Origin of the sequence: Longicatena caecimuris, from assembly GCF_004341945.1 — a bacterium.
In the GTDB taxonomy this organism is placed as follows: Bacteria; Bacillota_I; Bacilli_A; order Erysipelotrichales; family Erysipelotrichaceae; genus Longicatena; species Longicatena caecimuris.
The window spans coordinates 104,271-116,836 of sequence record NZ_SMBP01000008.1; the positions used below are offsets into that span (position 1 = coordinate 104,271).

12 protein-coding genes and 2 tRNA genes are annotated in these 12,566 nt (G+C 37.0%); 9 read left to right on the forward strand and 5 right to left on the reverse strand.

Features of this window, described 5'->3' with window-relative positions; all coding sequences use genetic code 11:
• The first annotated feature begins 93 nt into the window (after nucleotides 1-93).
• The 4 genes from EDD61_RS06440 (at nucleotide 94) to EDD61_RS06455 (ending at nucleotide 3,132) form a co-directional block, all read left to right on the forward strand.
• Nucleotides 94-597 carry a flavodoxin family protein gene (locus EDD61_RS06440; protein ID WP_132224616.1) on the forward strand — a complete coding sequence of 168 codons (504 nt, stop codon included), beginning with the start codon at nucleotides 94-96 and terminating at the stop codon, nucleotides 595-597.
• Between the two features lie 86 nt (nucleotides 598-683).
• Nucleotides 684-1,133: an NAD(P)H-dependent oxidoreductase gene (locus EDD61_RS06445; RefSeq protein WP_207900993.1), complete on the forward strand. Its 450-nt coding sequence runs from the start codon at nucleotides 684-686 to the stop codon at nucleotides 1,131-1,133.
• A gap of 220 nt (nucleotides 1,134-1,353) precedes the next feature.
• Nucleotides 1,354-1,674 (forward strand): TfoX/Sxy family protein, encoded by a 321-nt coding sequence (locus EDD61_RS06450; protein ID WP_132224618.1) that lies wholly within the window; start codon nucleotides 1,354-1,356, stop codon nucleotides 1,672-1,674.
• A 249-nt stretch (nucleotides 1,675-1,923) separates the two neighbouring features.
• The gene (locus tag EDD61_RS06455) at nucleotides 1,924-3,132 is read left to right on the forward strand and encodes an MFS transporter (protein WP_132224620.1); all 1,209 of its coding nucleotides are present in this window, start codon (nucleotides 1,924-1,926) and stop codon (nucleotides 3,130-3,132) included.
• A 1,100-nt stretch (nucleotides 3,133-4,232) separates the two neighbouring features.
• Here the strand turns inward: EDD61_RS06455 and EDD61_RS06460 are convergent.
• Together EDD61_RS06460 and EDD61_RS06465 are read right to left on the reverse strand one after the other, a co-directional pair.
• Nucleotides 4,233-4,318: transfer RNA gene (locus EDD61_RS06460), tRNA-Leu, on the reverse strand.
• A 374-nt stretch (nucleotides 4,319-4,692) separates the two neighbouring features.
• A tRNA-Leu gene (locus EDD61_RS06465) sits at nucleotides 4,693-4,778 on the reverse strand.
• A gap of 279 nt (nucleotides 4,779-5,057) precedes the next feature.
• On the opposite strand from EDD61_RS06465, the gene EDD61_RS06470 reads away from it, so the two are divergent.
• A complete protein-coding gene (locus EDD61_RS06470) occupies nucleotides 5,058-5,441 on the forward strand; it encodes a hypothetical protein (protein WP_008690777.1) in 384 nt (127 codons plus the stop codon).
• 98 nt (nucleotides 5,442-5,539) lie between these two features.
• A complete protein-coding gene (locus EDD61_RS13790; RefSeq protein ID WP_008690778.1) occupies nucleotides 5,540-5,689 on the forward strand; it encodes a hypothetical protein in 150 nt (49 codons plus the stop codon).
• Nucleotides 5,690-5,767: 78 nt separating this feature from the next.
• Here EDD61_RS13790 and EDD61_RS06475 read toward each other — a convergent pair whose 3' ends face one another.
• Genes EDD61_RS06475 through EDD61_RS06485 form a run of 3 tightly spaced genes read right to left on the reverse strand, consistent with a single transcriptional unit; the run spans nucleotide 5,768 to nucleotide 9,304 of the window.
• The gene (locus EDD61_RS06475; RefSeq protein ID WP_132224622.1) at nucleotides 5,768-6,784 is read right to left on the reverse strand and encodes an aspartate-semialdehyde dehydrogenase; all 1,017 of its coding nucleotides are present in this window, start codon (nucleotides 6,782-6,784) and stop codon (nucleotides 5,768-5,770) included.
• Between the two features lie 25 nt (nucleotides 6,785-6,809).
• Complete coding sequence (locus EDD61_RS06480; protein ID WP_008690780.1) at nucleotides 6,810-8,126, reverse strand: aspartate kinase; 1,317 nt, start codon at nucleotides 8,124-8,126, stop codon at nucleotides 6,810-6,812.
• The gene (locus tag EDD61_RS06485) at nucleotides 8,126-9,304 is read right to left on the reverse strand and encodes a homoserine dehydrogenase (protein ID WP_132224624.1); all 1,179 of its coding nucleotides are present in this window, start codon (nucleotides 9,302-9,304) and stop codon (nucleotides 8,126-8,128) included. Before EDD61_RS06485 ends, EDD61_RS06480 begins: the two co-directional genes overlap by 1 nt.
• Nucleotides 9,305-9,421: 117 nt before the next feature.
• Between EDD61_RS06485 and thrC the strand changes: the two genes are divergently transcribed.
• From thrC to EDD61_RS06500, 3 genes are read left to right on the forward strand one after another with little or no spacing between them, the layout of a single operon-like run.
• A complete protein-coding gene (gene thrC / locus EDD61_RS06490) occupies nucleotides 9,422-10,924 on the forward strand; it encodes a threonine synthase (RefSeq protein WP_132224626.1) in 1,503 nt (500 codons plus the stop codon).
• The gene (gene thrB, locus EDD61_RS06495) at nucleotides 10,917-11,798 is read left to right on the forward strand and encodes a homoserine kinase (protein WP_132224628.1); all 882 of its coding nucleotides are present in this window, start codon (nucleotides 10,917-10,919) and stop codon (nucleotides 11,796-11,798) included. The genes thrC and thrB overlap by 8 nt, the downstream gene beginning before the upstream one ends.
• Complete coding sequence (locus tag EDD61_RS06500; RefSeq protein WP_008690788.1) at nucleotides 11,798-12,232, forward strand: ACT domain-containing protein; 435 nt, start codon at nucleotides 11,798-11,800, stop codon at nucleotides 12,230-12,232. The genes thrB and EDD61_RS06500 overlap by 1 nt, the downstream gene beginning before the upstream one ends.
• Nucleotides 12,233-12,566 lie beyond the last annotated feature (334 nt).

Below are 12,566 nucleotides of genomic sequence, written 5' to 3' on the forward strand. Positions count from 1 at the left end.
AAAGGCTGATGCGCTTTTATACTAACAGATGGAATAGAATACTAACAATTAAGGATACAAACAGATGAAATGAAAATGATAAGGGGAAATGATATGAAGGTAATACTGCATGATTTAGCACAAGCGGAATGGAGCACGTTTGCTCTTCCTTTAGATAATAATACAAGAATCATCGATCATACCAAGGTCATCCATCCATGCGTGGGCTGCTTTGGTTGTTGGACGAAAACACCGGGGCAGTGTGTTATACAAGATGAATATCAAAAAATAGGTGCTCTTTTTGGTAACACAGACGAGTTGATGATTATTAGCCGATGTTTGTTTGGCAGCTATAGTTCTTTTATAAAAAATGTTATAGATCGCTCTATCGCATATTTTCTTCCTTTTTTCGAGATACGCCAAGGAGAAATGCATCATAAAGTAAGATATCATAATACGATACAATTCCGTGTTTTTTTTTATGGAGAAGATCTATCTGAAAATGAAAAGAAAACCGCTAAACTATTGGTAGAAGCAAATGTGCAAAATTTTAACGGCATATTAAAACAAGTTTGTTTTGTAGATAGTTATGAGAAGCTTAAAGAGCTAGTGATATAAGAAGTAACTAATTTTTATATTCATCATTTTGACATCAATATGCATTTAAAAAGTCGTAGGGAATGAGAAAGGTATGGGAAAAAGATATGATTCTATTACTGAATGGTAGCTTACGCAAAAGCAAGAGTAATTCAAATCATTTTTTAAATTTATTAAAAACGCAACTAAAAGATTCATATGAAAGCGTACAACTTTATCAACGAAAAGATCTAAATGTTATGAAAGATCTGCTTCAAAAAGCGGATGCCTGTGTGATAGGTATGCCGGTATATGTAGATGGTGTTCCTGCCCAAGTCATGGAGTTTATGGAACAGATGTATCTTCGATATCAAGGACAGTTTGCACAATTACCCGTTTATGTAATAACTAACCTTGGTTTTTATGAAAGTGAACAAGGTAATGTTTTGCTGGAAATTGTAAAGAATTGGTGCAGCAAGATGGGATTTTTCTATGGAGGAGGACTTGCCATAGGAGCCGGTGAAATGCTTGGCACTTTAAAAAAGGTTCCTCTTGATCAAGGCCCCAATAACAACTAGGAAAAGGCATCCGCCAGTTTGCTGAAGCTATTTCTGATAAGCGATGCATTGAGGATTTTTATGTGGAACCAAGCTACTTTCCAAGAAGATTATATATCTTGGCGGCGCATCGAAATTGGTATAAAATGAGCAAACAAAATGGCTTGCAAAGAAAAGCATTATACCAAAGACTGGCAGTGAAATAAGCATACCGTACCATATAAGAATGAGAGGTGAAAGCATGCCATCTAGTAAAAGCTTTTTACAATATGTTTTAGAACAATTGTCTGCGCTAGAGGATATCACATATCGCGCAATGATGAAGGAATACATCATCTATTACCGTGGCAAGATCGTAGGCGGTATTTATGATGATCGATTACTTGTAAAACCGATAAAATCAGCAGTGAAGTATATGCCGACAGCTACCTATGAACTGCCATATGCAGGGGCGAAAGCAATGCTATTGGTAAATGAAATTGATGATAAAGCTTTTTTAATGGGCCTTTTTGAGGCAATGTATGAGGAGTTGCCAGAGGTAAAAGGGAAAAAGAAAAAATAGTAATTTATTTGCACTTCATATTTATAAGATAGCGGATCATCGTGATGGTGAATCGCTTTTTTAATGAAACGCTACATTCTTACTTTATAGTGATAAGTATCTTCGTACATCAGCAGTATGGCCTTTACAAAGATTTCCTTATCATAAGAATGTTTTAGGATTGCATGTTGTAGGAAAAGTAGTGTATCATAATGCTGTTATTTAGATAGAAAGCAACAGTTAAGCAATAACTACAGATGAGGTAACAATATGCAAATCAGACAAACATTTCAAAAGTATCATTTTGTCGTTTTCTTTTTACTGGTTGCAATGGAAAGCATGGCTGCGAATTTTGCCCATCCCATCACACCGACATTGATTCAACAATTACAGCTGCCGGATTATTCTTTTGGTTTATTGTATGCCGGCATGGCATTTACGAATTTCTTGTTTTCGCCATTATGGGCAAATCAGGTACATCATTTAGGCAGTAAGCGTGTATTGGGCATATGTTGCGTGGGCTATGGCGCAGGACAAATGCTGTTTGCTCTTAGTAAAACACTTCCTTTGATCATGGTTGCACGTTTATTATCCGGCTTCTTTGTTGGTGGTATCATGGTGAGCTTTTTGACTTATATCATTGCCCATGCCACACTTGAACAAAGAGGTCGCTATCTTGCTTTATCTGCCACCATCCCAACAGTTTTTGCGGCTTTTGGTTATTTGATAGGCGGTATCATGGGTGTTTATTCCTTGTTTGCGACTTTTGTTATGCAAAGTCTGACCTTGGTGGCAGCCGGAGTTCTTTTTGCTTTGTTTTTAAAAGCTGATCCCGATAAAGCAAAAACGCATACTATTTCTTTTAAAGATATCAATCCTTTTCAAGCCTTTTTGGATGCACGCCACTTTTTAAACGTGGCCATGGTGCTATTGTTTTTTGTTGTCTTTCTAACATCTTGTGCAACCACGGCATATGATCAAAATTTCAACTATTTCATTAAAGATCAGTTCGGTTTCCCATCTTCTTACAATGGCGCATTAAAAGCAGTTGTTGGTTTTGTATCTTTATTCGCAAATACGACGATCTGTATGTGGATCATGAAACGCGGAAATGTAAAAAAAGCCCTGCGCTATGTTTTAGCAGGAGCCGGCATCTTACTTGTGATGATGACCTTTACCACGCACATGGTTCCATTCATGGTTGTCAATCTGCTTTTCTTTGCGTTTAATGCCATCTATATTCCACTATTACAGGATGTATGTGCTGGGGAAGGTAATACGGAAAACAGTCATCAGGTCATGGGTTTTTATAATGCGATGAAAAGTCTTGGCATGATTGCCGGAGCTTTGTTTGCAGGATTTATTTATGGTGCAGGAGCTCGCTTATCATTTCTTTTTGCAGGTCTTTTCTTTCTCATCAGTACCCTGATTTTTCATATCTTTAAAGCTATTGCGAATAAAGCTACTGCAAAAGCATAGCAAGTATGCTATTTATCATTTTGACATATAAAGGCACGCATTAGGCAGCATTTTCTACTTAAAGCAATTGTTCATAGGCTTCCAGCTTGCGCATGAACAAGGCGAAAAGCTGTTCGATTTTTGCTAATTCCAGTGTAGTGCCTATGGAATGACAGGTTATCGTGCAGATATCTTGCTATGTGAAAGCTGATAGCTGAAGGGAAGGAAAATGACGTAACATGGTTAAAATTACTATTACCCTTTGTAAACCGTATTCTTAGATAAACTATTTTCTTGAATACATTTTTTTGGTTTTTCCTCTGGATTATCTATTTGCCATTGTTTTACATAGGTAGTCACAATAATCAAAAATGTAATACTTGAAAAGATAAAAATTGACCAAGTATTTGCTTGGTCAATCTATCCTGTTTCACTTATTAGAATTAGAAAATAGTAAATTTAATACCCATAGTTTACAAAATAAATATAATCAAAATAGCATATATAATACAAGTAAAATAAGCAAGATATAGAAGGGGATGTTTGATAATTGATTTTTCTCTTGCTATATTGATTAAGTTAGAAAAAACTATCAAAAATAAACAAAATTGAAAATAATTTATTTGTAAATTTATATCAAATTTTAATAAAATTGCTATAATTGCTACAATGAGACTTGCAAAACTTGAATATCTTAATATTGCTGAAAATAAATTTTTTCTCATAATTTTTTTATTTATAAAAGTTAGTTTGACGAACCACAGTATAATAACTAGTGAATTTATTGATATCAGTAACTGTTCCCCCTGGTCCATAGACAAGTCATTATACTAAAAACGGTTATAACCAATCTTTTAATTTTAATCCTCCTTTTTTATTCTATAATTTAAAATTATAATAAAGTTCCCATGTTTCCACCTCTTTCTAACATTTACAGTATACAAAAGAATATTAAAAAATATAAGACTCATTTATTTGCTATATTTATGGTATGATATGAAAGTAAGCACTAAACATAACTCAGTTTTTACTTTAAAAAAATTTCACCATTTACATGAGATAATTCATGTAAGGAAAAGAGTATAAAAAAAGCGCTGATATAGAGCGCTTCACTCACGATATGGTGCAGGAGAAGAGATTTGAACTCTCACGCGATTGCTCGCACTGCCGCCTGAAGACAGCGTGTCTGCCGTTCCACCACTCCTGCTTAATTGAGTGCTTATATATAATAAACTATTTTAAAACATTTGTCTAGTAGAAAATGAAAAAATTATATCCGTAAAACAGTTTCTTTACAGTATATAATGGCGAGAAAAAACACAACGAAATTTAGCTATTTCGATTGCGCAATTGTGCATAAATAAAGGCTATATAGCAGATGATATATGATGAATTCATGAATCACACAGGATGTAGGAAAAGCCTTTGATAAGTGTAGAATGCTCTTACATGAAAGCTATGTTATAAGGATGTTTTGGCATCACCGAAAAAGAAAGTAAGTAGAAAAAAAGTCCTTTTGAAAGGACTTGCTCTTTCATAAGATATTTAAGGTAACCCTAAAACATCTTTTTTGATTTTCATTGGTGCAGCCGATGAGACTTGAACTCACACGAGCATACGCCCACTACCCCCTCAAGATAGCGTGTCTGCCATTCCACCACGGCTGCTCATTTATGCTTTATAATAATACTATATTTTTTTTAATTTATCCATAGTTTTTTTAATTTTCTTATGATGCATTCCATCTTATAAAAAAGCTATCCATAATGGAAAGAAGACAAAACGCTTATGCATTGCTTGTTGCAGTGCAAAGCTTGCGACGATAACGAACAAGATATGTGAAAAGCCTTACATCATAAAATTCGTCTAGAAATCACATGATGCACACACTCATCACATATTTATAGTAGATAATAGAATCCGAATAAAAGAAAGGTTGAATGTTAATGTCAAAAAATAAGATTAAAATCTCGAAAGCTAGTATCGTTTTTTATGTAGCATCTGTTGTGTTTCTGGGAATTGCCGCATTTTATTTCTATATTACGTATGAATCAGTTGTTACCTACAGTCAAAGTGCCAGCTTAGAAATCAAAGATATGCTAAATGCTTATTTCAGCAATTGTGCCCCTTTCTTCGCATATGCTTTTGGTTGCTATGGTATCGGTTTTATTATCTCAAAAATTGGAAATCTAAATCAAATACTTGCATTATGCTTGGATGATGCTATCGCAGAAACCCAGGATCAGGATGTTGTTCCTACACAAACTGAAGAAACTATGCAGGATGTTGAAAGTGATGCAAATCGCGAAATTGCTACCGAAGAAGCCTAATTTCTAACGGTGCGTACTCTTCATAAAATCTTCATATAAAATTAATATTATAATCAAGAAAAAGGAGTATCCTAACAGTATGAATGGAGGGATACCGGATGAAAGAAGTTATTGAAACGTTTTTGCAAGGAAAATTAACAGCATTCTTTTGTATATTGCTGGCACTGCCATTTCTTATTATGATGGTATCCTTATCACGACGCTTTCAGCCCATGCTGATTGAAAAGGATTCCTACAAAAACGAATAGTAAAAAACCTGTATGATCGTGGTATGGCAGAATGACATCTGTGCATATTTACGAAATACAGGTTTTTTCACGTCTTAATTATTTTTCCATCTGTGCAATTACCAGCTCGGCAATCTGAACAGCATTCGTTGCCGCCCCTTTTCTAACTTGATCGCCGCAGCACCAAAAACTTAATGCGTTGGTATGGTTGCTCATATCTTCACGGATACGGCCGACATATACCAAATCTTGATCAGTGGTATCTAATGGCATAGGATATTTTTGATGTTCAGGATCATCAACTAATTTCACACCTGGAGCAGTTTGCAACAAGGCTCTGGCTTTTTCAACGCTGATTTCTTTATCGAATTCAACCATGATTGATTCGGAATGGGAACGATATACCGGAACCCGAACACATGTACAATTCACACAAAGATCAGGATTGTCCATGATCTTTCTTCCTTCATTTTGCATTTTCATTTCTTCACTGGAATATCCCGCTTCATTAAAGCCACCTATTTGAGGAATCAGATTATAGGCAATCTGATATTGGAAAGTAGAAACTTCTACTTCTTTCTCATGGGCGATTGCGCCAACTTGCTGATTCAGTTCTCGAATACCGTTTACCCCGGCTCCAGAAACCGCCTGATACGTTGATACGACCATGCGTTTTGCCTTTGCGTAGCGATGCAGTGGTGCTAAAGCTACCAAAGCAATGATCGTTGCGCAGTTTGGATTGGCGATGATGCCGTTATGTGAGGCAACGGCTTCTGGATTTACTTCTGGTATCACCAATGGTACATTGGGGTCTAAACGATAGGCTGAGCTGTTATCCACAACAACGGCACCAGCTTCTACAGCTTTCGGTAAAAAGCGCTTAGCAATATCATTCTCCGCAGCACCTAACACGATATCCATCCCTTGAAAGCTTTGCTCGGTTGTTTCCTCAATGCTATACTCTTTCCCATTGATTTCCATTTTTTTACCGGCACTGCGCTTGCTGGCTAATAAATGTAATTCATTGATGGGAAAGTTTCGTTCCATTAAGATTTTGATCATTTCCTGACCAACGGCACCTGTAGCACCTAAAATAGCCACATTATATGTTCTCATATACAATCCTTCCTTTCTTTCTATCCTATTCAATAACAAAGGAATTGTAGATAGCCGAAATGGTTTTCTCAAAGTCCTTATCTTCTACACCAACAACAATGTTGATTTCATCACTGCCCTGTGCAATCATACGAATGTTGATATTATGCTTACCTAGTACGGCAAACAAACGTCCGGAAATACCGGGACGATACATCATCTGACGACCAACAGTCGCAATCAAGGCGATGTGGTCAATGACTTTCACATTATCCGGATTGCAGGCTCTTTTGATATCGCCTACAATATCGTAGATGACATCCTTGACATCATCGCTATTTACAACAATACTAAAGGAATCAATGCCACTTGGAATATGTTCAATGGAAATGCGGTAATTTTCAAAAACTTCCAATGCACGTCGAATGATACCGACTTCATCGGACATATGATTTTTATAAATAGCTACCACAGTGAAGTTTTTCTTTCCGGCAATTCCGGTAATGATCTGATCAGAATCTTTTTCTTTGATTTCCTCGACGATGATCGTTCCGCCTTCTTCCGGATGATTTGTATTTAAGATATTGATAGGTATATTTTTTTCTTTGACTGGAAAGATGGCTTCTTCATGTAGGACACTGGCACCCATGTAAGACAATTCACGCAATTCGCTATAAGTAATCGTATGAATACGTTTTGGGTGTGTCACGATGCGTGGGTCAGCCATCAAAATGCCGGATACATCTGTCCAATTTTCATACATATCGGCATTTAATAGGCGTGCTAATATAGATCCTGTAATATCACTTCCTCCACGTGCCATTGTTTTTACTGTACCATCTGGCAAAGCACCATAGAACCCTGGAATGACAAAGCAGTCATGGGATTTTAGAAAATTATCCAAACGATATTTTGTGGCATCAAAATCAATCTTGCCATCATAGCGGAAGGTGATGATATCTTTGGCATCAACAAAAGGGAAACCTAAATATTCCGCCATTAATTTTGCGGTCAGATATTCACCACGGCTTACCAGATAATCCGTAGACATCGATTTGCTTAGCTCACTTTGTAACTTAGCCAAATCCTCTTCGATAGGGTATTGTAGTCCTAAATCGGTTTTAATAGAAATAAAGCGTTCTTTAATCAAATCGAACAAGGATAGATAATCTACACTATATTTCAGATGAGCTTCTATCAGATATAATAAATCTGTTACTTTGTTGTCTTTTTTATGCTCTTTGCCACTTGCGCTGACGACAACAAAACGTCTCGCTTCATCACTTTCAATAATATGCTTAACCTTTGCAAACTGTGCGGCATTAGCGACAGATGACCCTCCAAATTTAGCAATCTTTAACATTATAATTCCTCCCTATGATCATGGATGCTTGCCATAAAGGCTGTAGCATCGTGTTTTAAGATTTCTTTCATCAGTTCATGCATATGGGCAACCTCGACATTTTTTACATGTAGATATTTATCAAAGGTACTGCTGTCATAAGATAAATGATGTAACATCGGACGTAAGGATTTATCACAGCGTACAATATAATCACGGTTACACAATGTCGTATCGTACTGCATTTCTTTTTGGAAATGCAAGACGCGATGGGCTTTGCCTTCCAGGATATCAAGGATATCTTGTACTACAGCATTGGCCGTTGCCAGTTTTCCGGCCCCTTGTCCAAAAAACTTTAAATCACCAATCGTATCACCATGCAAGGTAATCAGATTGTAATTATCCATCGTATTTGCTTCCAACTGATTTTCTTTAAATAAAATAGGCTCTACGACACAGCTGTAGGTGTTTCCTTGGCGTTTGGTTTTGGCTATCAGACGAACGGCCATACCTAAGGATTTAAAATACTGGACATCTTCTTTGGTGATGGTGCGGATCCCAAATACCGGAAAGTTATCAGGGACATGATAATCATAGGCAATGGATGCGGAAATACGCAGTTTATTGCAAATATCAAAGCCATCGATATCCGCGCTAGGATCAGCTTCGGCATATCCTAAATGTTGTGCTTCCTTTAATACTTCATCAAAGGTTGCCTGGTAACGCTGCATATGATCTAGAATGAAGTTGCTGGTTCCATTAAAAATGCCGTGAATGCGATTGACCTGATCAATACGCAAGGCTTTTTCCAGACCTTGAATCCATGGAATACCACCTCCGGTGCTGGCTTCATAATAGAAGTTTACATCATTTTCACTGGCACATTCATGAAATTCTTTTACATAGGCTGCGACAACCACTTTGTTTGCCGTGACGACATGTTTTCCGGCCTGTAATGCCTGTAGGATATAAGTATGGGCCGGCTCTAAACCTCCCATGGTTTCTACGACAACATCCAAAGCAGGATCGTTGAGTATGGTTTCAATATCATCACACATATAAGGAAGGGTTTTAGGTTTTCCTTTCCGTATCAGAATGTGTGTTACATGCAAAGCTTTCGTTTCTGGTGTTGTGGCATGCTCAATAATTTCATAAACACCACTGCCGATCGTTCCAAAACCAAGTATTGCTATATTCATGGAAATCCTCCTTTTTAAAATTTTTTGTCTTTTTAATAAAAACACTTGTTTTTATATTGCGAACATTGTATCATAGTAAAATAAGAATTGCAAGATGAAAAAAGGAGAATTAAAGATATGGAAAAAAGGATGCAGAAAATATATACAAGTACTCGTAATAAAGATATAAAGCGGACATCGAAAGAAGCTATCTTAGCTGGTATGGCGGATGATGGCGGTCTATATGTATACGATGGATTGGATGAAGTAAAGCTGCCAATCCGCGATATGATGGAAATGTCGTATGCGCAAATGGCTGAAACTATTCTGTCTGCATTACTTCCGGATTTCACGGAAGAGGAAGTGAAAAAATGTGTACAGGATGCCTATGCCAATCGTTTTGATAACGATGATATTACCCCTCTTCATATTGCCAAAGATGTACCTGTTTTGGAATTGTTCCATGGACCTACCTGTGCTTTTAAAGATGTGGGATTGCGTATGTTGCCACAATTAATGTCAACTGCTATTCAAAGCTGTAAAGGCAAAGATGTGATGATTTTAACAGCAACCAGTGGTGATACGGGAAAAGCTGCTTTGGAAGGCTTTAAAGATGTTGAACATATTGGTATCACAGTGTTCTATCCGGATCATGGTGTCAGCAATATGCAGAAATTACAAATGGTGACAACAAGTGGACAAAATACAAAAGTTTGTGCTATTCAGGGAAACTTTGATGATGCGCAATCGAATGTAAAAAAGATTTTCCAAGATCAAGAGTTGAAAGAGCGTCTGAATGAGATGAATACGACATTATCTAGCGCAAACTCAATTAATATCGGCCGTTTGATACCGCAGATTGTTTATTATGTATTTGCTTATAAGGAAATGGTACGCAAAGGTAAGATTCGTTTCGGCGAAGAGATTAATTTCTGTGTACCAACCGGTAATTATGGCAATGTCTTAGCCGGCTATTATGCAAAATGTATGGGACTTCCCGTAAAACGTTTCCTGGTTGCCAGCAATGCCAACCATGTGCTGTATGATTTTTTAACCACGGGTATTTATGATCGTAACCGTTCTTTCTTTAAAACCATATCACCAAGTATGGATATTTTAATTTCCAGTAACCTGGAACGTTTGTTGTATTATAAGAGCGGAAAAGATGCAGACTATATTCATGAACTGATGAAGTCTTTAGAAGAAAAAGGTTCTTATCAGGTACGCAGTGATATATTTAAAGATATTCAAAAAGATTTTTACGGTGGCTATTGTGATGATGAAACATGTGCTGCAATCATGAAAGAGTTTTATGAGGAAAAGGGATATGTATTAGATCCTCATACAGCTGTTGGTTATAAGGTGATGAAGGATTATCAAAAAAATGATGCGACACCTTGTGTCTTACTGGCAACGGCCAGTCCGTATAAATTTGCTCCGGCAGTGGAAAACGCTATTTTCCAACAGAGCAATGAGGATGAATTTGCTTGTATGGAAGAATTACAGCGAAAAAGCGGTGCCCGTATTCCGGATTCTTTATTGTTGCTGCAAGGGGCAAAAATTCGTCATGAGGATGTAATTGATAAAGAGGATATGCGTGATTACGTAGAAAAAACAGTAAAGGAGATGTTCCATGATTAAGGTAATTGTGCCGGCAACCAGTGCTAACTTAGGTGTAGGATATGATTGTTTGGGTTTGGCATTAGATGAATATGCAACCGTTTATTTTGAAGAAATCGCTACAGGATTAGAAATCATAGGCAGTGAAGAAGCTTATTGTAATGAAGATAACTTAATTTACCAAGCCTTTTTAAAGGGGATGCAGTATTTACAGAAAAATTGTACAGGATTGCGCATTACCATGGATACCAACATTCCTTATACAAGAGGATTAGGCAGCAGTGCCACCTGCATCGTTGCCGGATTGGCTGGGGCAAATGCACTAGTAGGAAGTCCTCTTAATAAATATGAGTTATTTGATTTGGCAACACAGATGGAAGGACACCCGGATAATATTGCACCTGCTATCTTTGGAGGTCTTTGTGTCAGCTTTATGGAAGAAGGAAAGCCGAATATGATTCGCTATGGCATCAAGAAAGATCTGTTGTTTGTCACATTGATTCCTGATTATGAAGTCAATACCAAGGCAGCACGAGAAGTCTTACCAAATCAGATGAGCTATGCGGATGCTACGTATCAAATGGGGCGCTGTGCGGCTTTAGCAAAGGCGATGGAAATCGGTAACCCGCTGATCTTGCGGAAAGCATGTACAGATAAGATGCAGGAACCATATCGCAAGCATCTGATTCCACAATATGAGGAAGTAAAAAAACTATGCCAACAACAAGATATGATTACAATGTTCATCAGTGGCAGTGGATCTACGATGATTGCGTTGACACAGGAAGAAACAGATGCGAAGAAACTCATAGAACAAATACAGATGCTATATCCTACATGGGATTGTCGTTTGTTGCATGCGACCTATGATGGCGTACAATGTGAGGTGATATAATGGAAAAATATTATATAGTAGATAGTGCGATTTTACCGGATGTGCTAGATAAAGTCATAGAGGCCCGCAGCCTTTTACAAAACGGGGAAGTCAAGCAGGTCAGTGAAGCTGTGAAACGTGTCGGTATCAGTAGAGGCACCTATTATAAATACAAGGATTATGTATTCCTTCCGGATAAAGGAATGAGTGCTCGTAAGGCAGTCATCTCTTTGATGTTGCATCATGATAAAGGTATTCTTTCCGAGGTGCTGAATGTGATGTCAAAAACCAATGCTAATATCTTGACCATTAACCAAAACATTCCGATTCATGGCTGGGCAAGTGTGGTTATTTCCTTTGATATCAGTGAAATGAATTCTGGTATTGATGATTTAATGCAGTTGTTAAATGAATGCCGCGGTGTTTCTAATCTGCACTTACTGGCTGTGGAATAAAGCATTCGCTATCGTATGAAGATAGAACGATGTTGATGGGTTAGAATTATGTTTATAATCTTTATAGGATCTCTTTGCTATCCTTCCTGTGGTGATTGCATGGTGTGATAGAAGAGATCTTTTTTTATTCGTATGGAGGATACCTTTTGGTAAGAAAACTTATTTTTAAAAAGATCAAAATGCTTTTTCTTTAAAGAAGTCTTTATATTCATAATAGGGATTTTGCACAAAGGTTAACCTTTGATATAAACGAGAAATAAAAATATTTACTATCAATGAAAAGAACTTATCGTTATATAACATGTAGCAGTAAATGTTATATCATTCTTACTGA

Bases quoted from the DNA above. Each gene is read 5' to 3' on its own strand.
- EDD61_RS06475 (WP_132224622.1), bottom strand. From the start codon at position 6,784: ATGAGAACATATAATGTGGCTATTTTAGGTGCTACAGGTGCCGTTGGT.
- EDD61_RS06485 (WP_132224624.1), bottom strand. From the start codon at position 9,304: ATGAATATAGCAATACTTGGTTTTGGAACGATCGGCAGTGGTGTTTAT.
- EDD61_RS06470 (WP_008690777.1), top strand. From the start codon at position 5,058: ATGTCAAAAAATAAGATTAAAATCTCGAAAGCTAGTATCGTTTTTTAT.
- EDD61_RS06440 (WP_132224616.1), top strand. From the start codon at position 94: ATGAAGGTAATACTGCATGATTTAGCACAAGCGGAATGGAGCACGTTT.
- thrC (WP_132224626.1), top strand. From the start codon at position 9,422: ATGGAAAAAAGGATGCAGAAAATATATACAAGTACTCGTAATAAAGAT.
- EDD61_RS13790 (WP_008690778.1), top strand. From the start codon at position 5,540: ATGAAAGAAGTTATTGAAACGTTTTTGCAAGGAAAATTAACAGCATTC.
- EDD61_RS06455 (WP_132224620.1), top strand. From the start codon at position 1,924: ATGCAAATCAGACAAACATTTCAAAAGTATCATTTTGTCGTTTTCTTT.
- EDD61_RS06445 (WP_207900993.1), top strand. From the start codon at position 684: ATGATTCTATTACTGAATGGTAGCTTACGCAAAAGCAAGAGTAATTCA.
- EDD61_RS06480 (WP_008690780.1), bottom strand. From the start codon at position 8,126: ATGTTAAAGATTGCTAAATTTGGAGGGTCATCTGTCGCTAATGCCGCA.
- EDD61_RS06450 (WP_132224618.1), top strand. From the start codon at position 1,354: ATGCCATCTAGTAAAAGCTTTTTACAATATGTTTTAGAACAATTGTCT.
- thrB (WP_132224628.1), top strand. From the start codon at position 10,917: ATGATTAAGGTAATTGTGCCGGCAACCAGTGCTAACTTAGGTGTAGGA.
- EDD61_RS06500 (WP_008690788.1), top strand. From the start codon at position 11,798: ATGGAAAAATATTATATAGTAGATAGTGCGATTTTACCGGATGTGCTA.